This window comes from Phyllobacterium ifriqiyense (assembly GCF_030817885.1).
In the GTDB taxonomy this organism is placed as follows: Bacteria; Pseudomonadota; Alphaproteobacteria; order Rhizobiales; family Rhizobiaceae; genus Phyllobacterium; species Phyllobacterium ifriqiyense.
In genome coordinates this window covers 251,880-275,499 of the sequence record NZ_JAUSZT010000003.1, presented here as the reverse complement: position 1 = coordinate 275,499, position 23,620 = coordinate 251,880, and the positions used below count along the sequence as shown (strand labels likewise).

Sequence of the window (23,620 nt, the reverse complement as noted above, 5' to 3'; positions counted from 1 at the left end):
CAATTTTTTCATGAAGTGGGGGATTTTCGTCCCTTGTCTCCATTCGCTTCTATAAAGGAATAGATATAGGAGAAAGATGGTTGAGCGCGATTTGCCGGCTCAACCAAGCCTGCAACGCTGCCCAGCGAGGCTGCATAATTGTTGCAATTAAAGCCGAACATTCTCCAGAGCGGTGGATTGGCGAGATTGTAACGTACTTTGCCCAGTAATTGTTGATACTGGCTTTCAGTCAATGAAACGCGATAAGCGGCGCCGGTTGAAAAATGGCAGTCCGCATAGCTTGGCTTCAGTTCGGCCGGCATCGGAATGATTGCTCCGCCGTAAAGCCCGATCAAGCTGCCTTTTGGAAACAGCCCATTATACTGGCGTGTTACCGGGTTGCCTTGCGCGTCAAGACGTCCAAAGACCACATAAAGATGGCCGCTCGGTATTCCCGGCGAAAGACGTTGGCGAAACTCGATATAGGCGGGATCACCGGTCTTGGTGCGATTGGCGGTGAGCTTCACAGCGTTGCCATTGACGCTGCCATGCGCAGCACAGGTCAATTGCGGTATCTCTGCAGCATATGCCGAGACATTGCTTGCAGCGGTCGGCTGCGGTGACGATTGACACGCCGCAAGCGACAGTGAGACCACCAGAACCGGCAGTGTTTTTGCGAGTGACGAACAGGACAGCTTGATTTTACGCACGATGAAAACTTTCAGCCAATCAATAGATGTAGGGCAATACACGCCAGGTGCTTGCACGATAGACGTCGTATTCTTCTGCAAAGGCTTCACTCATCATCGTTTCCTCTGGACCCACCCGTGAGAAGAACAGATAGCCAAATCCAACAATCCCTGCAAATCCTGCAATATAGTTAGGCAAGAGCAGCGCTTGCGCAATGGCAAGGCACCAGAATGCCGTATACATCGGATGCCTGACGTGTTTGTAGATTCCTGTTGTGATGAGTTTGTGATCCTGTTTCAGTTGCAATGATACTGACCACATTTTTCCGAGCGCTTTATGCGTAAGCCTGAAAAGCACAAGCGCGATAATCCCGACGATGATGCCGAGTGCAAGCAGCATTGGATGCCCAGGATAGGATGCAAATCTCGGGAATCCGGTAACAAGGTATATGCCTGGTATTATGCCAAGTCCCGTCAGCGATATGGCCATCCGTAGGGTATCTGCTCCCGGCCGGCGATCAACGGTGAGCCGGCTTCGGCGAGCGCGGCGATCAAAGGGCCGGCGCAACAAATACCAACCAACGACCAGAAACGCCCACAGAGCCTTTCCAGCTAAAGCAAGGCTTATCATGTAATGGCAGGCCCCACGATCTTGAGGCTGTCCTTGGAACAGAGAGTTTTCTCGCAGGGCAATCCGCCGCGGGCGGCGATATCTGCAAAACGTTGAGGCCCACAAAGAATTGCATGCCAGGAATAATGTGTCCGTTTATCTACACCAAATACGAACTGGCGGTGCACGCGGAAAAAGTCGCGCCGGATTGCCTTGTAAGTCTCGTCGCAAAGCTGGTGTCTGAAACGCACTTGCATAAGAACAGGTGATTTTCCTTTTGCAATATCGAGATCTCTGATCGGATCAGATTTGTAAAAGTTCATTGGGTCAGTCAGCGATTGGGCATCAATCCAGGTCGTATTGCTTTGTGCGACATTGGCCACACAATCTCGCAAGCGTGATGCTGCAGGATGTAGTGCGACTTTGAGCAGGCTGGAGCCTACGGTAAGTAGTCCGTAGCGTCGCGATTTATTGCGCTTCACCGCTTCATCTATAATCGGGAGTGCGCAAATTGCGCCCAAGCTATGGGCGGCAATAATAACCTCGGTATCGCTTGGAGCTTCACTGATCAATGACGCGGCATGACCGACGACTTTTTCCATCTTCGTCATAACGTCTGAGCGCTTTCCGCGTGCCATGTCGCGAGCAAATGTCCAGTCGTCCATGAGCAGCAAAAGATGTAATTTTGCAGCAGAAAACCACAGTAGACATATCCCAGCCAAAAGACTTGTCCCTGCCAAAACAAATGGGCTGTTCGGAAAGGCATCGTCGACCAAGTATCCCATGCCAATAGATGTAATCACAATGGCTGCAAGCACGAGCAGTGGATAAACAAAGAACAGCGCATAGCGCCAGCTTGTCATGATGAAGCGGAAAAATGTGCCACTGACGATAAAGTCGAGCAGTGCAAGCAGTCCGCTCAGCAGGCGGACGACTGGATTTCTGGAGGCGTAAAACAGCGTGATATCGCCAAGCCCGTAAAGCACGAAATCGGTATGAGCCGCCCAGTCATCACCCTTGGCATGCAAACTGAAGCGACCCATGGCAACGCCGTCTTCGACAGCGCTGACAGATAGGGGGGAAGGCTCCGAGACGGTCATGTCGTAAACAGGCGCAGTTTTGCCTGCCTCGCGGACAAAGCGCCGATGGTGAGCCTCTACAGGCATATGCTCAAAGCCTGGCAGTAAAATCACCAGACGCTTGAAGATCGTCATCCGCATCCTTTCCTCATCGCTTACCGATGATTGCGATCTACCTTACTTCGCTAACAAGGATTTTAGATGATCAGCGTTAACAGAACGTCGTCAGCGATAAGAAGTTGCAATAATTGGTAATGCAACTTCATTTTGGTGCCATGCGAATAGCTCCGTCAAGCCGGATCGTTTCTCCGTTTAGCATTGGGTTCTCGATAATATGCACAGCGAGCGATGCATACTCCTCTGGCTTACCAAGTCTTGAAGGGAAGGGAATGGATGCTGCAAGTGAATCCTGAACCTCCTGCGGCATTGCCAGCAGCATTGGCGTTGCGAAAATACCAGGAGCGATAGCCATAACGCGAATACCGAAGCGAGCAAGTTCCCGCGCCGCTGGCAGGGTAAGGCCTGCAATGCCGGCCTTGGAAGAGGCGTAGGCAGCCTGTCCGATTTGACCGTCGAATGCAGCGACCGAAGCGGTAGAGATAATCACACCGCGCTCGCCTGTTTCCAAGGGATCAAGCTTGGCGGCTGCATCTCCCACCAAGCGCAGCATATTGAACGAGCCGATAAGATTGACCTCGATCACGCGCCGGTAAAGTTCCAGATCATGCGGGCCATCTCGTCCGACAATACGTCCGGCATTTGCTATGCCAGCGCAATTGACGAGAACACGCGGTGTGCCAAATTTTTCGGTGACCTGACGCACTGCGCCTTCTGCATCGCTTGCACTGGAAACGTTGCAGCCGAGTGCAATGCCGCCGATTTCTTGCGCAACTTTCTGGGCAGCATCCAAATTAATGTCGAAAAGTGCCACCTTGGCGCCCTTTTCCGCAAAAAGCCGGGCCGTCGCTGCTCCAAGTCCAGATCCCCCGCCTGTTACAATAGCGGTATGTCCTTCAAGATTCATAATTTGCTCCCTTCCAGTGCAACGATTTCCTCAGCCGCTTACCATGACAAGTGTGACGCCGATAGTCGCGCCCTTTGCTCATGTACGTAACTATGTGCCTTTGACTGTCAGAAATGTGAATGGACGGTTTTGTAGTGAAATTCACTATTTTTGCATTTATGTGGTCGAGTTTCCCCAGAATCGTGGATTATGGTTCTCCGGATGGGTTGACTGCGAATAAATCTGCTTGCATTGCGACATGGCAAAGGCTTCCATGCAGCTTCGGTTGCAGGCAAGGGGGCCGGCAACAAAAAAACCTCTGAAGGTGGAAAAACATGAAGACCTACAAGAAACTCATTGCGGCGACAGCGCTTGCAATGTTGACGGGTGGGCTGATGGCAGGTGGAGCCGCAGCTAAAACTTTCGTTTATTGCTCGGAAGCATCGCCGGAAGGCTTTGATCCCGGCCTCTATACGGGCGGTAACACCTATGATGCTTCGGCGCATACGGTTTATAATCGCCTTTTGGAATTCAAGGCTGGTACGACAGAAACCCAACCAGGTCTGGCCGAAAGCTGGACAATTTCTGATGATGGTTTGCAGTACACGTTCAAGATTCGTCCGGGCGTAAAGTTCCAGACTACAGAATTCTTCACGCCGACACGTGAACTCAATGCTGACGACGTGATTTTCTCCTATGAGCGCCAGTGGAAAGAAGACAGTCCCTGGAACAAGTATGTAACAGGTACTTCATGGGAATATTTTGCCGGCATGGGCTTCCCTGAGCTCCTGCAGTCGATTGAAAAAGTCGACGACATGACAGTGAAGTTCACACTGAAGCGCAAAGAGGCTCCGTTCCTCGCAAACGTTGCAATGCCATTCGCTTCGATCATGTCCAAGGAATATGCCGACAAGCTCCAGGCTGAAGGCAAGATGAACCAGCTGAACCAGATGCCTCTTGGCACCGGTCCTTTCTCGTTTGTCGCCTACCAGCAGGATGCCGTTATCCGTTTCAAGGCAAATCCTGACTACTGGAATGGCAAGCAGAAGATCGACGATCTGGTTTTCGCCATCACGACCGATGCTTCGGTTCGCTATCAGAAGCTCAAGGCTGGTGAATGCCATTTGATGCCTTATCCAAACCCAAGCGATGTGGCCGCGATGAAAGCGGATCCAGAGTTGAAGGTGATGGAGCAGGAAGGCTTGAACGTTGCCTACCTCGCGTACAACACGCTGATTGCACCGTTCGACAAGGTTGAAGTACGCCACGCGCTCAACATGGCCATCAATAAGAAGGCAATCGTTGACGGCGTATTCCAGGGTCTGGCAACACCTGCCAAAAACCCGATCCCACCGACAATGTGGTCCTATAATGACGCCATTGAGGACGACAAGTACGATCCTGAAGCAGCCAAGAAAATGCTTGCAGATGCCGGTGTAAAGGATCTTTCCATGAAGATCTGGGCGATGCCAGTTTCACGCCCTTATATGCTCAACGCTCGCCGCGCTGCGGAATTGATGCAGTCTGATCTTGCAAAGATCGGCGTCAAGGCCGAGATCGTGTCTTATGAGTGGGCCGAATATTTGAACAAGTCCAAGGCAAAAGACCGCGACGGTGCTGCTATTCTCGGCTGGACCGGTGACAATGGCGATCCAGACAACTTCCTTGATACATTGCTTGGTTGCGAAGCCGTCGGCGGTAACAATCGTGCGCAATGGTGCAACAAGGAATTTGATGCCCTGGTGAAGAAAGCCAAGGTTACAACAGACGTTGCAGAGCGCACAAAGCTCTATGAAGAGGCGCAGGTCGTGTTCAAAAAGGAAGCTCCTTGGAATACGCTTGATCACTCCCTGTCGATCGTACCGATGCGCAAGGGTGTTGAAGGCTTCCATCAGAGCCCGCTTGGTGACTTCGCCTTCGACGGCGTAGACATTACCGAGTAAGAGCTGAAAACTTGTAGGAAGGGCGTCCGTCAGGCGGGCGCCCTTTTTTCTTCCGAGCAAAAATGCGTTAAGGCAGCCGGAAGCACCGCCACCGATTGTGGCTGGAAGGTTCGATATGTTCAGATTTATTATGGGACGCGTGGCGGTTATGGCCCTGACTTTTGTCGGTGTATCCATCATCGCTTTTTCCTTTATTCGCATGCTTCCGGGCGATCCGGTTGCGTTGCTTTCAGGCGAACGTGTCATGTCGCCAGAACGTCATGCAGCTATTTCGCGCGATCTTGGCTTCGACCAGCCGATCATCATTCAATATTTCGACTATCTTCGGGGTATTCTGCACGGTGATTTCGGAACATCAATTGTTACCAAGCAGCCGGTTGTTGAACAGTTTTTCAATCTGTTTCCAGCAACGCTTGAGCTTTCAATTTGCGCAATTCTTTTTGCGGTTTTGCTTGGCATTCCAGCTGGTGTTTTCGCAGCGATCAAGCGCGGTTCCTTTCTCGATCAGTCAATCATGGGAACTGCCCTGATAGGCTTCTCGATGCCCATCTTCTGGTGGGGCCTGCTGCTGATCATGCTCGTATCCAACACATTGCACTGGACGCCCGTATCTGGCCGCATCTCACTGATGTTCTTTTTCCCGCCAGTGACCGGATTCATGCTGATCGATTCACTGATTTCTGGACAGTCGGGTGCTTTCAAGTCAGCCGTCAGCCACTTGATCCTGCCAACGATTGTGCTCGGCACTATTCCGCTGGCGGTTATCGCGCGTCAAACTCGTTCCGCAATGCTCGAGGTATTGTCCGAGGATTATGTGCGCACCGCTCGTGCCAAAGGCCTGGCTCCATTGCGCGTTATCGGTATTCACGCGCTGCGAAATGCCATGATCCCCGTTGTTACAACCATCGGTCTCCAAGTTGGCGTCATGCTGGCCGGAGCAATCCTGACAGAGACGATTTTCTCTTGGCCGGGTATCGGAAAATGGTTGGTCGATTCCGTCAGCCGCCGCGACTATGCGGTAATTCAGGGCGCTTTGCTCATCATCGCCGCCACCATCATGTTGGTCAATCTCGCTGTCGACTTGCTCTACGGCCTGATCAATCCGCGCATTCGACATTGAGGGGATAGATCATGGCCCAGACAAATATTCAAAGTGGAACCTCCACCGATTCATCTCTCCGACGGCAGCTTGCCGAGTTTTGGTATTATTTCTCGGAAAATCGTGGTGCCGTCATCGGCCTGGCAGTTTTCATATTGCTGATTATAACGGCTATTTTTGCACCATGGATTGCCCCGCACGGCCCGGCAGATCAGTACCGCGATGCTGTACTCCTGCCACCAATCTTCCAGGAAGGCGGACGTGCAGGCTATCTGCTTGGAACAGATGCCGTTGGTCGAGATATTCTCTCGCGTCTGATTTACGGCGCGCGCTATTCACTGTTTATCGGTATTGTCGTCACCTGTATCGCGCTTGTCGGCGGTATTTTTCTAGGTGTTATCGCTGGCTATTTCCGCGGTTGGGTCGATACAGTTATTATGCGCCTGATGGATGTCATCCTGGCCTTTCCATCATTGTTGCTTGCTCTGGTTCTGGTAGCAATTATCGGGCCGGGATTGACCGGGGCAATGATCTCCATCGCGCTGGTGTATCAACCGCATTTCGTGCGTTTGACCCGCGCTGCGGTGATGGCCGAAAAGACGCGTGATTATGTGGTGGCCGCAAAGGTTGCCGGTGCTGGTCCGCTGCGGTTAATGTTCAAGACGATCCTGCCTAACTGCATGGCACCGCTGATTGTTCAGGCGACGCTCTCATTTTCCAATGCGATTCTTGACGCTGCAGCACTGGGCTTCCTGGGTTACGGTGCTCAGCCACCGGCATCGGAATGGGGAACAATGCTGGCCGATGCACGTGAATTTATCGCAAGCGGTCAATGGTGGGTGGTAACGCTGCCCGGTCTCGCAATTCTGATTACAGTGCTTGCTATCAATCTCGTCGGTGACGGATTGCGCGATGCGCTTGATCCAAAACTGAAGAGGAGCTGAACATGAGCAAGCTACTCGAAATCAAAAATCTTTCTGTCGGCTTCGATACCAGCAATGGCATGTTTATGGCCGTCCAAGGCATTGATTTATCGGTCGAAGCTCGCGAAGTCCTGGCAATTGTCGGTGAATCCGGTTCTGGAAAATCCGTTGCGATGCTGGCTGTTATGGGGCTGCTGCCCAAATCAGCAACAGTCACTGCCGACAGCATGACATTTGATGGTCACGACATGCTGACAATGACGAGCAAACGTCGACGTGAAATCATCGGGCGCGACGTTGCGATGATCTTTCAAGAGCCTATGGCGAGCCTTAATCCGTGTTTCACTGTTGGATTCCAGCTGGAAGAAGTTCTGCGGGTTCATATGAAACTCGACAAGAAAGCAAGGCGAGCCCGTGCCATAGAGCTCTTTAAACAGGTCGGTATCCCGACCCCGGAAGAGCGGCTCAACTCTTATCCGCATCAGATGTCAGGCGGGCAGTGTCAGCGCGTCATGATCGCTATCGCGATTGCGTGCAATCCAAAGCTGCTGATCGCAGATGAGCCAACGACCGCGCTTGACGTTACCATCCAAAAGCAAATTCTGGATTTGCTTGTTCGTCTTCAAGCCGAGCATGGCATGGGATTGATTATGATCACGCATGATATGGGTGTAGTGGCTGAAACCGCTGATCGTGTGATCGTTCAGTATAAGGGCACCAAGATGGAAGAGGCCGATGTGCTGACGCTTTTTGAGGCGCCCAAGAGCCCATATACCCGCGCATTGCTTTCCGCTCTTCCCGAAAATGCGACCGGCGATCGACTTTCGACCGTGGCTGATTTCATGAAAAACGAAGCAGCCAATGCAGGAGCTGCATCATGAGCGAGATTGTACTCGAAGGCCGCAATATCGTACGCGAGTATCACGTTGGCGGTGGCCTGTTTGGAAAGGCAAAGACTGTTCAGGCTGTAAAGGGCGTGAACTTCACTGTTGAGAAGGGCAAGACGCTTGCAATAGTGGGCGAAAGCGGATGCGGAAAATCGACACTTGGTCGTATTCTGACGCTGATCGATCCGCAGACATCTGGCGAATTGCTCATTGACGGCAAGCCTATCAATATTGCCAAAGACAAGGTGACGACCGAAATGCGCCGCAAGGTGCAGATCATTTTTCAGAATCCTTATGGTTCGCTGAATCCACGTCAGAAGATTGGTGAAGTTCTAGGCGAACCATTGCTGCTGAATACCAAGAAGACCGCTGCAGAGCGGCGCGAACTTGCCATGCAGATGCTGGTAAAAGTAGGCCTTGGCCCTGAACACTATAATCGCTACCCGCATATGTTCTCCGGCGGCCAGCGTCAGCGTATCGCCATAGCGCGCGCACTGATGTTGAGCCCAAGCCTGCTTGTTCTGGACGAGCCGGTTTCTGCGCTCGATCTTTCGGTGCAGGCGCAGGTTCTCAATCTACTTGCGGATCTGCAGGATGAGTTCAACTTGACTTATGTTTTCATCAGTCATGATCTGTCGGTGGTTCGTTATATCGCCGATGACGTTATGGTCATGTATTATGGTGAGGTGGTTGAATACGGTACGCGCGACGAGGTGTTTTCAAACCCGCAACACAGCTATACCAAGACGCTGTTTGCGGCGACGCCGAAATCTGACGTGGAGAGCATCCGAGCGCGTATTGCAAAGAAAAAAGCTGCCGCTTGAGTGAAGCCCGATTTGCAATCGGGCATTTACTCATTGAGCTTCAACAGGAGGAATGTCCGTGAGCAAAAAGCAGTCGATTTCATCTGCCCCGACAGATGGCAGCAAGGTGCAGATTTTCTGGACAGATGAAGATGGGCAGGAAAACCAATCCATCGGGCAGTATCGTTCGTTGGATCGCCTCAAAGTTACCGGCGGTCAGTGGGATGAGACCGATGCCGGATGGTGGGTATTTACCGATTCCAGCACGCAGAAAAAGGTAACGCCAACGGGATGGATGCCTGCTGGCAAATCGGATGAGTCCGAAGAAAACGAAGAAGAATAGCAAGAGCGGCGCTAAGTCCGGAAGTTAGGACGGACCTGACTATTTCTTCTGATGTTTGAGCAGACCGCGAACAATATCGTCAGCGGAAATCATGCCAAGAATAGCGCCTTTTTCGACAACGCCGACATCACCGCTATTCTTGGCCACTGCCTGCATCACATCCCGCACAGGTGTATCGGGCCGGGCAGTGGCCGCGAATGGCCGGTCACCGCGTGAACGGTCAAGTGGAACCATGATGTCGGCCGCTGTAAGCACTCCAAGTGGATTCATATTGGCAACGAAATCCGCCACATAATCATCTGCCGGGTTTAGAAGAATATCCTGCGCTGTTCCGCACTGAATTATGCGGCCACCTTCCATGATGGCAATGCGATTGCCGATTTTCATCGCTTCATCAAGGTCGTGACTGACAAACACGATTGTCTTCTTCAGTCGATCCTGCAAGCTCAGAAGCTCGTCTTGCAGCCTGTTGCGAATGAGAGGATCAAGGGCGGAAAACGGTTCGTCCATTAACAGGATTGGAGCTCCGGTCGCAAATGCGCGGGCAAGGCCCACACGTTGTTGCATGCCGCCCGAGAGCTCTCCAACCTTTCGCTTGGCCCAGTCTTTCAAATTGACCAGTTCAAGTTGCTGTTGAACGGCGCGCGCGCGCTCTTCCTTCGGCACTCCGGAAAGCTCCAGTCCGAAACCGACATTCTCCTCAACGGTACGCCAAGGCAAAAGTCCAAACTGCTGGAAGACCATCGACACCAGATGTTTGCGCAGGTTGCGCAAAGTCGTCTTGTCCGCCTTGCCTACGTCGATTGACTGCCCGTCATTATGAACGACGACTGAACCACGTGAAATAGGGTTGAGACGGTTGATAGCGCGCAGCAATGTGGACTTGCCAGAACCGGATAGGCCCATAAGGACCAGTATTTCGCCTTCGGCAATGGTCAGCGAACAGTTGTGAACGCCCAGAACATGACCGGTTTCAGCCTGAATCTCCGACCTGCTTTTTCCCTGGTCAGCCAAGGCCAGTGACGCGTCGGTCCGTTTGCCGAAAATAATGCAGACTTGATCAAGTGTAATCGCAGTCATTCACCTTGCTCCTTGCCGGGGCGGAAAATGCGGTCAAGCACGATGGCAACGACCACGATGACGAGACCGGCTTCAAAGCCAAGAGCTGTATTGACCGAATTAAGGGCACGGACAACCGGAACGCCAAGACCGTCGGCGCCAACCAGCGCGGCGATAACAACCATGGAAAGCGACAGCATAATGGTCTGGGTGAGGCCTGCCAGAATCTGCGGCATGGCATAGGGCAATTCAATCTTCCACAATAGTTGCCGCGACGAAGCGCCAAAGGCTTCCCCAGCTTCGACCAAATGCAGCGGGGTCGATGAGACGCCAAGATGGGTCAGGCGAATGGGGGCAGGTAGTACAAAGATTGCGGTGGCAAGCAAGCCCGGCACCATGCCAATGCCGAAGAACACGATGGCGGGAATAAGATAGACGAAGGTTGGCAATGTCTGCATCAAGTCCAGCACAGGGCGAATTGCCGAATAAAATTTGGGTCGATGCGCGGCAATGATGCCAATAGGGACACCGATACCCATGCAAAGGATGCAGGAAGAAAGCACCAAGGTGAGGGTTTCCATCGTCTCGTCCCAGTAGCCCTGGTTAACAATGAAGAGAAATCCCACAATCGTAAGAATGGTGACCGCAATTGAACGCCGCAAGGCATAGGCAACGGCAGCAAATATGGCGATCATAACCAAAGGGTGAGGGTATTTCAGCACGAACATAAGTCCGTCAATGAAACTTTGCATCACCATTGCAAGTCCGTCAAAGAACCCGGCAAAGTTGGTGGTGAGCCAATCGACGACGGCCTTAGCCGTCTTGCCGACTGGAATCTTGTCTTGTGTCAGCCAGTCCAACCGAACTATCCCTCTGTCGTTCTATCAATAAGCGGAAAAAGCCTCCCGGCCGGTTGGCCGGGCGGCACTTGTTTCATGCTCTTGTTGCACCGGCTTAAAGGCCGAGCTCTGCCTTGACAGCGGGGAGACCATCTTTGCCGTCATAGGTAGTGACACCAGCCAACCACGCATCGAGAACACCCGGATTGGCTTTCAACCATTCCGTTGCAGCGTCGGCAGCATCTTCCCCGTCATCCAGGATTTTGCCCATGATCTCGTTTTCCATGGGTAGTGTAAATTTGAGATTGGCAAGCAGTTTGCCAACATTCGGACATTCGGTTGTGTAGCCGGTGCGAACATTGGTATGGACTTCAGCGCCACCAAAATTAGGGCCAAACACGTCGTCGCCACCAGAGAGATAGGCGAGCTTGAAGTTGGCATTCATTGGATGCGGTTCCCAGCCGAGGAACACCACAGGCTTTTCGGACTTGGTATCTTTCGCAACTTGGGCGAGCATGCCTTGCTCGGATGACTCGGCAAGCTGGAAACCCTTCAGGCCAAACTGGTCTTTCGAAATCATGTCAAGGATGAGGCGATTGCCGTCATTGCCAGGCTCGATACCATAGATCTTCCCGCCGAGATCATCCTTGAATTTGGCGATATCCTTGAAATCCTTCAGGCCCTTGTCATAAAGATATTGTGGCACGGCAAGCGTATATTTCGCGCCGGTCAGGTTCGGACCGAGGTCCTCAACGGTCTTGTTCTCAATATAGGGTTTGATATCAGCTGATTGCGTTGGCATCCAATTGCCAAGAAAAATATCAATGTCTTTTTTGCCGAGGGAGGCATAGGTCACAGGCACCGACAGGACTTTTATGTCGGTGCTGTAGCCAAGCGCCTTAAGCACTTCGGCTGTTGTTGCGGTTGTGGCGGTCACATCAGTCCAGCCGACATCGGCAAAGCGTACGTTTTTACAGCTCTCAGGTTCGGCAGCCAAAGCGGTGCCCGCCGAAAGCACCAAAGCCAAGGTAACAGTCAATTTGGACAGAGTTTTCATATTTGTTTTCCCCTTCCGGCTTTTCCCGGCATTCAATCTGCTGAACCAAGCATCAAACGGGCAGCCATTCAAGCATAGGCGCGCATAAATCCGGTCAAATAGCGACAGTTGTTGATATTCCACAAAAAGTGAACGCTGTACTCATGCTGTGGCTTCAAGCCAGAACGCAAGTCTGGTTAAAGCGGTTATGGCAAAATTATACTTCAGTTATTCGGCAATGAATGCCGGTAAATCGACGCTTCTCCTGCAGGCTTCTCACAACTATCGAGAGCAGGGTATGCGAACCATACTGTTCACTGCCGGTCATTATGCAGAAAATGGTGTGGGGAGAATAACATCAAGGCTTGGCGTCAGTGCACCTGCCGAACTTTATTGGGACGATGACGATCTGTTTGCACGAATCAAGGATGCGAATGGTGAAGCTCCGCTCAGTTGCGCATTTGTTGATGAGGCACAATTTCTGACCAAGGAACAAGTGTGGCAGCTTGCCCGCGTAGCTGACAGATTGAACATTCCAGTTATGTGTTTTGGTCTTCGTACCGACTTTCAGGGAAAGCTCTTTCCTGGTTCCTCTGAACTCCTCGCTATTGCCGATACATTGCGTGAAATCCGGACAATCTGCCATTGTGGAGCCAAGGCTACCATGGTGGTGCGTAAGGACCAAACCGGCAAGGCGCTCACTGAAGGAAATCAGGTTGCCATCGAAAAGTCTGTCTATGTTTCGCTCTGCCGTAAACATTGGGAAGATGAAACCGGACATTCTTTATAGGGCAACCGTATAATTAGCCGATATTCTTCGCTTGCAAGTCCGCTCCCGCCGTTGTCATCTGGCTGCAGGCATTGTTTGACAAGATGTAATTGCTATATGCAATCGGGATCATGGTTGATATTTCAATTACGCAATAGGGGAGATTTATAATGGCGAGTTTGCAAGATTTCGACGCTGAGATTGAAAAGACCAAAACAATGGTCAACGACATGCGTGCGAAGATTGATCAGTCCAGCGTTGTTCTCGATAAATTCGCCAAAGCAGATGCAAAGATTGGCGCCGCCGACTTTGACATCGAGAATGCGCGCATCGACGACGTGTTGCGCCAGCAAAAGGCAATGGAAGGCAATATTGCCGAGTTGATTATCGGCCTGGAGGATGCCACCAACATTTTCGGTACAGAATTCGAAAGCATGAAGGGCTATTCGGGCTGGGAAAAATTTATTGGCGTGTTTTCCAAGGACAAGATGCAGCGTCTGCGCTCCGATAGGGTGCGCAACATGTCGCTCGCGGGCAATCTTCAGGAGCTTCTTACCAAATCAGATCGCATCGTCGGTATTTTGAAAGAGCAAAAAGTTGTTCTCGATGCCCGGTACAAAACCTCGGAAAACAGCCTGGCAACAGTGATTGAGCGCCGCAAGACCACTATTGCTACGCTTGAAGCGACTCAAAAGCGTATCGAAGAACTTAATCCGCTATTGCTTGACATCGAAAACCGCATTGCCGCGTCGACCGATCAAGGGACACGGGCGCAACTTGAGGGAGAGCGCTCCAAGCTTGCCACCGAGTATAATGAGCGTCAGGCCAAGGAACAGGAACTGCTGGCTGAGAGCCAGACTCTTGAACGCTATACCTCGATGTTCCAGACATTTGTTGACTCGCTCAACAATCAGATCGCCGCTCAAAGCACGCTGATCAACAAGCTAGCTATCGATACCGAACAGCGCATTGTGCTTTATAAGGCTCTGGAGGACTCTCTCAAGACTGCAGCTCAACAGGACGTTGCCCACAAGATCAACACGCTTGGCAGTCAGGTGGACAAGGCGGCCGAGGAAACCATGGCTGGTGTTGGTGCCGCTGCACAAAAACACATTGGCGACCTTCTCGAGATGCACGAAAAGAACATGGTCAGTTCGCAAGATATTCAGCGCCGCAAGAAGCTTGCAGATGATGCATTTGCCCGCAGATTCTCTGAAGTCCTCAAAAAACATAATTCTGCCGATTACGTTCAGAGTTAATTCATGGCGGAGAATGCAGATCTGGCGGCGGCGGAACGTTACTTCGGTGCAATCCGTGCAGCATTGGATGGGCTTGAAGTTTTCCTGAACAATCAAGACTCGCCGCTTTACAAGCATGATCTGGTTGCTCAGACCGTTGCAGAATATCTCGAGCGGCTGGACGCATCATTTGAGTGCTGGCGTAACAGGCTTGGCTTTACAGAGCGCTTCCGCATATCCAAGGCGGAAAGCGGCTTTCCTGTATTCCAGAACGTGCTGGAACTGGAAAATGACAAGAAGGAAGCAAAGGGACGACTTGCTGCCATATCGCCGGTGGAAACATTGCGCAGCGAGATGGTGGATTTCATCCTGCGCCACCGCGAGTTTCCGCGTGATTTACAAAAATCCATAGCTGAGCGCATCTATCTGGAGACAGTTTTGAAAGGCGAGGTTTTTTCGCCATTCGTACTTCCCACAACGATCCGTGTTTCAGTAAATCCAAAGACAATGCGTCCGTTTTACGTCGTGCATTGGGGAGCCTTCGATGGTGCTTCGAACCTCCCGCTGATCTATATGGCAGTCATTGAGGATTCTTCGGAAGACATCGTCGAAACACTGGTCCAGAAGGATGGAAAGCTCAATCCAAAAGTCAAAATTCCACTTCCAGTGGGTGGTTTGCTGAACCCCGATCTGGCAAGCCGTTTCGATGATTTTGCGGCGAAAAATTCCGCCTATTCACTATCCCCCGTAACAATCGCGATGAGCCTAGACAAGGATTTCCCAGAATTGCACCCCAAGCAATTGCGCCGAATTGTTCTAGGCCCATTCTATACGGCGGGGATCACAGAGCATAACCAGAAAGTTGCAGATGTGCTTGAGCGTGTCCGTCGGCCTGAAGACGCGTGGCTGTTGACCTGGACCATGCAGGAAGTGTTCTCGACAGCCGAGAAACCGGGAAAACGCGGCATCTGGTCTTCAGAACCGTCTCGCGAAGAATTTCATATTAATACTGACGATCTGGAAGCCACCCGACAGGGTGTAAGTTACTACGAGCAGCACGCTCTGGTTCCTCATGAAGCATATCAGGCGCTCTACGCCTCTGGGGAAGCATCGCGGATTTTTACCGGCTTTGAAACGCATATCCTGTCGAATGGGCAGGTTATCAGCGGCATTTAAAAGGACTGAGTTCATGGATGTCGGCCTGACGACGATTGAAGAAAAAGATATCGACAAACACCTTCCGGTTGCGAACGCAATGGTGACGCGATTTGTTTCGCTTGAAACCAGCGAGGGGCAGTCGGGCACCGAGATCGCGGGCACTGGCCGTCGTTTCGTTTCGACAGTCTCAACTGGCGGGCTACGCAAGACGCGTGAGGTCGAATTTGCCAAAACTGTGCAATCTGTGCGGGCGGATGACCCGATGTTGTCGATCGCCCAGCACACATTGTTGTTCAGAGCGCGACGCGGCGTCGCTATTGCTCTTGCCGTAGCGGATGTCTTTGGAAGGCAGAGCGACTTTGAAAGCCTGATGGCGCGCAATGCCTCTGCGCCGCTGCAGGGTGAGGAGGCCAGCCATTTCAAACGTCTCCTATCAGCGGCATCCTACATTGCGGCATTTTCTCTGTCTGCCTATCTGGCCCAATTAATCGAAGCGGACGGGGAGCCTGCAAATGATATTGCCGAGCCGGATTTCCTGTTTGACACGTCGCAGGATGCATTGAAGTCAGTAATCGCTGGACTGGATCGCGCCATAAGCGGGGTAAAGGACGAACAGACAATGCTGGCACGAGCCAAGGCTTTTGCAGCGCTCAGTATTGACGGGCTTTTGCAGCGAAAGGGTCGATTTGAAGGGCTGGGCAGTTTTGATGACATGCACCTGCGGCTGGATAGCGACGATTTCACATTGGATGGCTTCGACGTAGCGCCGTCAAAAAAACGCACGCCGCTGGTCATGACGTTCAGAAAGCCGAGCGAAGTTGTCGGCAATCACATCGCCAAATATCAGGCGTTAAAATTATCCAAAATGCTGATGGCTTATGATTTTGACAGACAGCTCAACCCGTTCGTGGAACTCGGTGGATTCCTGTTCACATTCATTGGCGACGGCGCGCCGGGTACGGGTAAAACAACACTGATCCAGATGATAGCGGGACTCGTCAATGATTACTGTCAGGTTGCTGGCTATGCCTTTCATTACGAAAACTTTGGTGTAGACCAGATATCCTCATATCAAGGCAAATCGGGTCAGAACTGTAAGCAGTTCGTTACCAATGTTCTCAATCCGCGTACCATCGGTTTCGGTACGATCGACGATATTGATCAGGTCGCCGCCAAGCGCTCGGATGACCGGGCTTCATCGGGCCAGCATGAGATAACCGGCGTTCTGATGGAAGCTTTTGCAGGTGCTTCGACTGTTGTGAGAGGCAACTGCTCTTTCGGCATGTTCTCCAACTATCCGGAGAATGTCGATGATGCTCTGCGCCAGCGCGCTGGTGCGCGTTGGCTGGTTGATGGTCCGCAGACACGCGACGACTATATTGACATCTTTGCGCTGCTGGCAGGTAAGAACCACAAGATTCCGCTTGGGGACCATAAGCTCTATGAAGCACAGCAAATTCAACGTGCGGTGGAGACTGCATATGAGGAATTGTCGAAGCCACAAGAAGATGGGCTGAAAGTCGTCTACGACCGTTTCATAAAGGATAATGGCCAACCCGAAACATTGTCCGATGTTGGCACATATCTCCATATGATCAAAGAGCGCGAACCGCGTTTCACGGGACGTGCGATCAAAAACGTCACCGATGCAATCAAGATGCGGGCAATGGATGTCGAGCTGCCGGACGAGTGGTTTGAAAAACCCGAAACGTTCATGCACAAGAATTATGATGATAAGAAAGCGATGATTGAGGCGCTGCGTAAACCGTTCACGATGGATATGGTGTTACAGGAAATCAATCGTTATGCGGATTCGGAATTCCGCTATGCCGACAAGTCCGACGATGCCGCCATCGACAAAATGGTGCGTGATGCAAGGCTGCGCGAGCGTGCTGTCAAGGAAGTCGAGGCGTTGAAAGCCAAGGGGCAATGGGAAGCCTGATGGAACTGCTCTACCAGAATGATCTGATTTATGGGCGGTTGTTGAAAATTGACCAGCCGCACCTTGTTGAGCGGTACAATAAAGCGCTTCAATCCTTTGGCTTTCCAGCTAGCAAGCTGAATGAGTTCGACATTGACAGGACAGGATTCTCGCCACAGATCGCCGAAGAACTGAAGGATCCCGCTTATCTTGATCCGAATGGCGTGAACAGGCGCTTCATTATCCTCACGCCGTCGCAAGCTGACTTGCCTGTTGTTCACACGCAATTCTCCAATACGTCGCAATTGATGTACGAGTTTTTTTCGAGCAATGCCCGGGCGATCAATGCGCTGACTATCAAGGATGTCCTTTACGGCGAGATCGAAGATTCGGTTTCGGTTGTCTCTGATATCGAAGATCTGCTTTCCATTAATCAGGTCGAGTTTCGCGTGCTTTCAGCGCAAAACGTTATGGCGCGGGCTTCTGAGCTGCGCTTGCTGGCCGACCGCCTCAAAGATGAGCCTGACGCATGGCGCGACAATGCAATGCTGGAGCGTATGGTCGAGCTTGCCAAAGTCACGGGTGATATCCGCGAAAACTCGCTGGTTCCCGACAAGGTGCTTTTCAGGCACAGCGCCTTTTGGACCAGTCATTTTGGCGGGATCTATATTTTTGTCGATGACAATACGACTACTGTTATCGGGAATCCTGAGGCACCGGGTTTCCGGCGCTCGCGTCCCTGGCAGGTCAATTATATTTCGATCAAGGATGCCGAGCAGGTTTTCCAGTTCCTGAGCACGACGTCGCGTATTGAATTGCCGCGTGCATCGTGGATCGAGCAATCGGGTTATCTGGAAAATCGCGGCGAGATGATTATTCGTCACCTGATCCAAACGCTGGAGCCAGAGCGTGATTTAAAGAATATCGACCGGATTTGGCTGCAAACATGGATCCATGCCAATGCCAGCCTGATCAATCATGATGGCACATGGCCATTTCTCAACGCAGTGAAGCGGGAGATCGGACAATCCGGCCAGTTAAATATATCTGAAACCGATCCGTCGCGGCGATTTCTTGTTGTCCGAGCGTTGCCCAAGCATCCCGATGCATGGCTGGTGAATCAGCTGATCAGTGATTTTGTGCCTTGGGATTTTCTGTCGCGCTATGTGTTTAACAAGCCCGGTTTTTATGCCGATTATCAACGCTGGAGCCTTCCTTATCAGGAACACGTTGTCGATATTCTCAAAACAACCTATTTGAAGGACAAGGAAGGGCTGCGAAAGCGGCTCTATGGACTTGACCAGTGAAGGAAACAGGATGCTCGAGCCCGTAGTTAATTTTTTCAGCCGAATATTCACCTATATCGGACGTGGTATCGGGTTTATTGTCGGTATCCTCCTGTGGCCGTTCATGTGGGCGGGCAGCTGGTATACTCAGAGGGGTTTTATTCTCAAGATTGTGGTGGGTCTTGCTCTTCTCCTCTGGCTGGGTCTTTACGGTTATTTCTTTTACAACACGCAGGCCTGGACCAATTTTAATCCGGATTATGTTGCGTCCTACAATTTCAAGAATCAGACAGCGCCTGCTGGCGAGCCATTGGCTGCGCCCGCTGCAGCTGCGACGACGGGCACAAATGTTGCCAAGACCTGTGCTCGTTCCGCAATTGTAACAGTCACTGCGGATTTGACGGATTTCAACGTCAACCAGAATGCCTGGATCTCCTCGATGCTGCTCTACAAGCTCGGATTTTTCGGTATGGATTGGGACAGGACGCCATTTCTTGATAACAAGGCATCCTTTCAACGAGGTATCAATTCAGCCGTCCGCCGAACGGGTATAGAGTTGGTCGATACGTTGGGGCGCGTTCGCGGCACCTCACAGATCGATGGCGACCTGCAAAAGGCTCGCGGTAATCTGCAGTTCACCGAGGATGCATGGTATTTCGGCCTCAATCCATTTGGTCCGAAAACGCCGACGCCAAGCTATTACCGCTCGGCTGTGAATGATCTGCGCACATTCAATACAAAGCTGGAAAACTGCAACGCGATCTTCGACGCGCGTGCGGATAATCTGATTCAGTTTATCGATCGTATCGCCAATGATATCGGTGCCACATCAGCTATCCTGAAAGATCGTTCCGAAAATCATAATAATGGCTGGTTCGATACGCGTGCCGATGATCGTTTCTGGTTCGCTTATGGTCAGCTCTACGCTTATTACGGCTTGATGAATGCTGCACAGGTCGATTTCAGGCAGGTGCTGGATGAAAAGCATCTCACGCCGCTATGGGATGGTATGGACGGCCAATTGCGCTCTGCTCTGGCTATTCAGCCCTGGATCATCGCCAATGGCAGTGAAGGGGGCTGGCTGTTGCCAAACCACCTAACGACCATGGGTTTCTATATTTTGCGCGTCCGCTCGAACCTGATCGATATCAAGCAGGTGCTGCAACAATAAGCGGGCTTTGATAGGTGAGGCGGGCTTAGCCCCGCCTCTTCTCAATCAAACCGGCAGGGCCGATGTTTCCTTAACTTCTTCCATGACCGCATAAGTATGGGTTTCGCGAACGCCCGGTAGCGAAAGCAGCGCATCGGAAAGAAAACGCCGGTAATGCTCCATATCGGCGACACGGGCTTTGATCAAATAGTCGAACCCGCCGGCGACCATATGACATTCCATCACGTCCGGGTTACGGCGCGTTGCAGCGGCGAAAGTTGCGAAAACGTCCGGTGTGGTGCGATCCAGCTTGATCTCGACAAAAACCAGCATTGCGCGATCGAGCTTTTTCGGCGACAATTTTGCTGTGTACCCAAGTATATAGCCGTCACGGGATAGGCGTTTCACCCTTTCGGTTGTCGCTGTTTGGGAAAGGCTGATACGTTCGGATAATTCAGTATTGGATAGCCTTCCATCTTTTTGCAGCTCGCGCAGAATCCTGCGATCGAGACTGTCCAAACTCTTCATCTCTAAAAAATTCCCCATTTTAGTTTTTTACTCTGATTAGGCTGTTTTTATTGGTGAGAATAACCAGCTGGAATAGATTATATGGAAAAAATCAATAAGGGGAAGCCTGATGACTAACCATTCGCCATCCACCCAAGATTTTTCCGCGCCCTATGCTGTCGATGATCAGCAATTGGTCGCTGATTTGCTGCACACCATTGCGCTTTCCGAACCGGTAAACCGGCGTATCGACGAGCGTGCCAGTAAATATATCGCGACGATCCGCAAAGAAGCGAATGGCATTGGCGGCGTCGAGGATTTTCTTCGCGAGTATGGACTTTCGACGCGTGAAGGCTTGGCCTTGATGGTGCTTGCCGAAGCACTCTTGCGCGTGCCGGATGCTGCTACACAAGATAAGTTGATTGAAGACAAACTCAAGCAGGGCCACTGGTCCGAGCATGAGCCGAGCGGCGATACGTGGTTCGTTTCTGCCTCAGCTTGGGCACTTGGCCTTTCCGCTAAAGTTATCAAGCCAGGTGAAACGCCGGAGGGTGTATTATCGTCACTGGTCAAGCGGATCGGGTTGCCAACTGTTCGCACCGCCACCAAACAGGCTATGCGTTATCTTGGTCATCACTTTGTACTGGGCGAAACCATCAAGGACGCCTTGAAACGTGCCGGTACAAACGAAGCCAAGGGCTATCGCCATTCCTTCGATATGCTGGGGGAAGGCGCGCGGACACGTAAGGATGCGCAGGGCTATTTCAAATCCTATTCAGATGCGATTGATGCCATTGGCCGCGCTACGGGTAATAAGAAGTTGCCGGATCGTATGGGGATTTCTGTCAAACTGTCAGCGCTGCATCCGCGTTATCTTGCAACACACCATGATCAGGTCATGGCTGAATTGGTGCCTGATCTTTTGGCTCTGGCGCAAAAGGCGAAGTCCTATGATTTGAACTTCACGGTTGATGCGGAAGAGGCGGACCGGCTTGAGCTGTCTCTGGATGTGATTGACCGCGTTTTTGCTGATCCGTCACTGCATGGTTGGGACGGGTTCGGCCTTGCCATTCAGGCTTATCAGAAGCGTGCTCTCGCGGTCATCGATCACGTTGACAAGCTTGCCGCCCGCCATAACCGCAAGATGATGGTGCGGTTGGTCAAGGGCGCCTATTGGGATACTGAAGTGAAGCGAGCCCAGGAGCGCGGTCTCGCCGACTATCCAGTATTTACGCGCAAGCCTGCGACTGACGCTTCTTATATGGCCTGCGCCAAGCGTATGCTTGATGCTCGACCGCGGATTTTTCCTCAGTTTGCGACCCATAATGCGTTAACAGTCGCAATGATTCTGGAAATGGCCGGAGACGACAAGACTGGTTTTGAGTTTCAGCGCCTGCATGGCATGGGTGAAAGTCTTTATAAGCAGATCACCGAAAAGAATGACAAGATTGCTTGCCGCATATACGCGCCAGTAGGTGGATATCGCGATCTTCTAGCCTATCTCGTGCGCCGTTTGCTTGAGAACGGGGCAAATTCTTCATTTGTTTCGGTGGTTGGCGACAATAATGTGCCGATTGCCGATCTTCTGGTTCGTCCTACCGAGAAGCTGAATGACGGCAAGGGCTATCGTCATCCCAACATTCCGATGCCTCTGAAACTTTACGGCAAACGCACAAATTCGGCCGGTGTCGAACTTGGCGACAGGAAAGCATTGGCACGTCTCTTATCGGGCATTGCCAAGGCATCGAAAAGCGTTAAGGCCGTTCCATTGATTGACGGAAAACCATCGGGAAAAACGCAGGACGTGATTTCTCCCGTTAATGGTGCAACGATCGGTTCGGTTGTTTTTGCAACCGCCGAAGAGGCAGCGAAGGCTGTCAGCATTGCACGCAAGGGCTTTGTTTCATGGTCTCGCACTGCGGTTGAAACACGCGCAAAGGCACTGGAAAAGGCGGCGGATCTGCTTGAAGGCAATCGTGATCAAATGCTTGATCTTTTGTCGCGGGAGGCTGGAAAAACTCTTGATGATGGCATTGCAGAAATCCGAGAAGCAGTCGATTTTTGTCGATACTATGCTGCTGAGGCCCGCCGCCAGTTCGCAGCGGACAAAATAATGCCTGGTCCGACGGGCGAAGATAATAAGCTTCGCCACCGGGGACGCGGTGCATTTGTGTGTATCAGCCCGTGGAATTTTCCCCTGGCAATTTTCCTGGGACAGGTAACGGCTGCGCTTGCTGCAGGTAACAGTGTGCTTGCCAAGCCGGCGGAGCAGACGCCGCTTATAGCCTATGAGGCGATCAGAATCCTGCACGAAGCGGGCATTCCGAAAGATGCACTTCTGTTCGTACCGGGTGATGGTTCGGTTGGTGCGGCACTGACATCTCATGTGGACATTGCCGGCGTTGCCTTCACGGGCTCTACTGACACGGCTTGGGCTATCAACCGCACGCTGGCTGCAAAGAAGGGACCCATTGTACCGCTCATTGCAGAGACAGGGGGTCTCAATGCTATGATCGTTGACGCAACGGCTCTGTCAGAGCAAGTGGCGGATGATGTCGTCATGTCAGCTTTCCGTTCGGCAGGCCAGCGCTGTTCAGCGCTGCGTATTCTCTACCTTCAGGAGGATATTGCGGACAATATGCTCCATATGATCGAGGGAGCTGCAAAAGAGCTGGTTCTCGGTGACCCGGCATTGGCATCTACTGATGTTGGACCAATTATCGACCGCGACCAACGCAACATGTTGCGCGATCACATCGAGGCAATGCGCAAAACTCAGAAGGTTCGTTTTGCAGGCGAGGCGCCGAGCGATGGCTTGTTCTTTGCGCCGCATATTGTTGAGCTGGATAGAGCCGATGCCTTGCAGCGCGAGGTATTCGGCCCCGTTCTGCATGTCGTCCGCTGGAAAGCAAAGGATCTGGATAAGGTGCTCGACCAGATTGCGTCGACCGGTTATGGCCTGACCTTCGGGCTGCACACACGTATCGAAGCAACGGTCGCGAAAGTCATCGACAGGCTCGACATTGGAAATATCTACGTGAACCGCAATACGATTGGCGCTGTTGTAGGAACTCAGCCTTTCGGCGGATCGGGTCTTTCCGGCACCGGGCCGAAAGCTGGTGGGCCGTCCTATTTAACGCGGTTTGCACTTGAGCAAGTCGTTTCCGTTAACACGGCTGCTGCTGGTGGAAATGCCAGCCTTATTGCCATGGGGGAATAGCAGCAAATGGGGATAGGCGTGTTCGGCCTATCCCCATTTCACGTACAGAATGCTATTGACGTTGTTAAACATTGGGGAA

21 protein-coding genes are annotated in these 23,620 nt (G+C 51.9%); 13 read left to right on the top strand and 8 right to left on the bottom strand.

Annotated features, from left to right (window positions below; all coding sequences use genetic code 11):
• Window positions 1–8: 8 nt before the first annotated feature.
• From QFZ34_RS08640 to QFZ34_RS08625, 4 genes are all read right to left on the bottom strand, one after another.
• Window positions 9–689, bottom strand: a complete 681-nt coding sequence (locus QFZ34_RS08640) for a hypothetical protein (protein WP_115052361.1) — start codon at window positions 687–689, stop codon at window positions 9–11.
• A gap of 19 nt (window positions 690–708) precedes the next feature.
• Window positions 709–1,299: a protein-S-isoprenylcysteine O-methyltransferase gene (locus QFZ34_RS08635; protein WP_307279673.1), complete on the bottom strand. Its 591-nt coding sequence runs from the start codon at window positions 1,297–1,299 to the stop codon at window positions 709–711.
• A complete protein-coding gene (locus QFZ34_RS08630; RefSeq protein WP_307279671.1) occupies window positions 1,296–2,492 on the bottom strand; it encodes a hypothetical protein in 1,197 nt (398 codons plus the stop codon). Before QFZ34_RS08630 ends, QFZ34_RS08635 begins: the two co-directional genes overlap by 4 nt.
• Before the next feature lie 127 nt (window positions 2,493–2,619).
• Entirely contained in the window at window positions 2,620–3,381 is a 762-nt protein-coding gene (locus QFZ34_RS08625; RefSeq protein ID WP_115052364.1) for a 3-hydroxyacyl-CoA dehydrogenase, read from the bottom strand.
• A gap of 314 nt (window positions 3,382–3,695) precedes the next feature.
• On the opposite strand from QFZ34_RS08625, the gene QFZ34_RS08620 reads away from it, so the two are divergent.
• The 6 genes from QFZ34_RS08620 (at window position 3,696) to QFZ34_RS08595 (ending at window position 9,358) form a co-directional block, all read left to right on the top strand.
• Window positions 3,696–5,303 carry an ABC transporter substrate-binding protein gene (locus tag QFZ34_RS08620; protein ID WP_115052365.1) on the top strand — a complete coding sequence of 536 codons (1,608 nt, stop codon included), beginning with the start codon at window positions 3,696–3,698 and terminating at the stop codon, window positions 5,301–5,303.
• Between the two features lie 115 nt (window positions 5,304–5,418).
• The gene (locus tag QFZ34_RS08615; protein WP_307279665.1) at window positions 5,419–6,423 is read left to right on the top strand and encodes an ABC transporter permease subunit; all 1,005 of its coding nucleotides are present in this window, start codon (window positions 5,419–5,421) and stop codon (window positions 6,421–6,423) included.
• 11 nt (window positions 6,424–6,434) lie between these two features.
• Window positions 6,435–7,346, top strand: a complete 912-nt coding sequence (locus QFZ34_RS08610; RefSeq protein ID WP_115052367.1) for an ABC transporter permease subunit — start codon at window positions 6,435–6,437, stop codon at window positions 7,344–7,346.
• Window positions 7,347–7,348: 2 nt separating this feature from the next.
• Window positions 7,349–8,206, top strand: a complete 858-nt coding sequence (locus QFZ34_RS08605) for an ABC transporter ATP-binding protein (protein WP_115052368.1) — start codon at window positions 7,349–7,351, stop codon at window positions 8,204–8,206.
• Entirely contained in the window at window positions 8,203–9,036 is an 834-nt protein-coding gene (locus tag QFZ34_RS08600; RefSeq protein ID WP_115052369.1) for an ABC transporter ATP-binding protein, read from the top strand. Before QFZ34_RS08605 ends, QFZ34_RS08600 begins: the two co-directional genes overlap by 4 nt.
• Window positions 9,037–9,094: 58 nt before the next feature.
• Window positions 9,095–9,358 carry a hypothetical protein gene (locus QFZ34_RS08595; RefSeq protein WP_115053220.1) on the top strand — a complete coding sequence of 88 codons (264 nt, stop codon included), beginning with the start codon at window positions 9,095–9,097 and terminating at the stop codon, window positions 9,356–9,358.
• Between the two features lie 39 nt (window positions 9,359–9,397).
• Here the strand turns inward: QFZ34_RS08595 and choV are convergent, their stop codons facing one another.
• The 3 genes from choV to QFZ34_RS08580 all read right to left on the bottom strand — a co-directional run bounded on the left by choV (window position 9,398) and on the right by QFZ34_RS08580 (window position 12,313).
• The gene (gene choV / locus QFZ34_RS08590; protein WP_115052370.1) at window positions 9,398–10,438 is read right to left on the bottom strand and encodes a choline ABC transporter ATP-binding protein; all 1,041 of its coding nucleotides are present in this window, start codon (window positions 10,436–10,438) and stop codon (window positions 9,398–9,400) included.
• Window positions 10,435–11,277 (bottom strand): choline ABC transporter permease subunit, encoded by an 843-nt coding sequence (choW, locus tag QFZ34_RS08585; RefSeq protein ID WP_115052371.1) that lies wholly within the window; start codon window positions 11,275–11,277, stop codon window positions 10,435–10,437. The genes choV and choW overlap by 4 nt, the downstream gene beginning before the upstream one ends.
• 94 nt (window positions 11,278–11,371) lie before the next feature.
• Window positions 11,372–12,313, bottom strand: a complete 942-nt coding sequence (locus QFZ34_RS08580; protein WP_115052372.1) for a choline ABC transporter substrate-binding protein — start codon at window positions 12,311–12,313, stop codon at window positions 11,372–11,374.
• Between the two features lie 187 nt (window positions 12,314–12,500).
• Here QFZ34_RS08580 and QFZ34_RS08575 point away from each other — a divergent pair, with 187 nt between their 5' ends.
• The 6 genes from QFZ34_RS08575 (at window position 12,501) to QFZ34_RS08550 (ending at window position 19,835) form a co-directional block, all read left to right on the top strand.
• Window positions 12,501–13,082 carry a thymidine kinase gene (locus QFZ34_RS08575; RefSeq protein ID WP_115052373.1) on the top strand — a complete coding sequence of 194 codons (582 nt, stop codon included), beginning with the start codon at window positions 12,501–12,503 and terminating at the stop codon, window positions 13,080–13,082.
• Between the two features lie 149 nt (window positions 13,083–13,231).
• On the top strand, window positions 13,232–14,320 hold the full coding sequence (locus QFZ34_RS08570; protein WP_115052374.1) for a hypothetical protein: 1,089 nt from the start codon (window positions 13,232–13,234) through the stop codon (window positions 14,318–14,320).
• A gap of 3 nt (window positions 14,321–14,323) precedes the next feature.
• Entirely contained in the window at window positions 14,324–15,475 is a 1,152-nt protein-coding gene (locus QFZ34_RS08565; protein ID WP_115052375.1) for a hypothetical protein, read from the top strand.
• A 13-nt stretch (window positions 15,476–15,488) separates the two neighbouring features.
• Window positions 15,489–17,399: an AAA family ATPase gene (locus QFZ34_RS08560; RefSeq protein ID WP_307279647.1), complete on the top strand. Its 1,911-nt coding sequence runs from the start codon at window positions 15,489–15,491 to the stop codon at window positions 17,397–17,399.
• Complete coding sequence (locus QFZ34_RS08555; protein ID WP_307279643.1) at window positions 17,399–18,685, top strand: DUF6638 family protein; 1,287 nt, start codon at window positions 17,399–17,401, stop codon at window positions 18,683–18,685. Before QFZ34_RS08560 ends, QFZ34_RS08555 begins: the two co-directional genes overlap by 1 nt.
• 10 nt (window positions 18,686–18,695) lie before the next feature.
• Window positions 18,696–19,835: a DUF2333 family protein gene (locus QFZ34_RS08550; protein WP_115052380.1), complete on the top strand. Its 1,140-nt coding sequence runs from the start codon at window positions 18,696–18,698 to the stop codon at window positions 19,833–19,835.
• A 45-nt stretch (window positions 19,836–19,880) separates the two neighbouring features.
• On the opposite strand, the gene QFZ34_RS08545 is transcribed toward QFZ34_RS08550, so the two are convergent.
• Window positions 19,881–20,342: an Lrp/AsnC ligand binding domain-containing protein gene (locus QFZ34_RS08545; RefSeq protein ID WP_115052381.1), complete on the bottom strand. Its 462-nt coding sequence runs from the start codon at window positions 20,340–20,342 to the stop codon at window positions 19,881–19,883.
• A gap of 109 nt (window positions 20,343–20,451) precedes the next feature.
• Between QFZ34_RS08545 and putA the strand changes: the two genes are divergently transcribed.
• A complete protein-coding gene (gene putA, locus QFZ34_RS08540; protein ID WP_307279633.1) occupies window positions 20,452–23,541 on the top strand; it encodes a bifunctional proline dehydrogenase/L-glutamate gamma-semialdehyde dehydrogenase PutA in 3,090 nt (1,029 codons plus the stop codon).
• The last annotated feature ends 79 nt before the right edge of the window (window positions 23,542–23,620 follow it).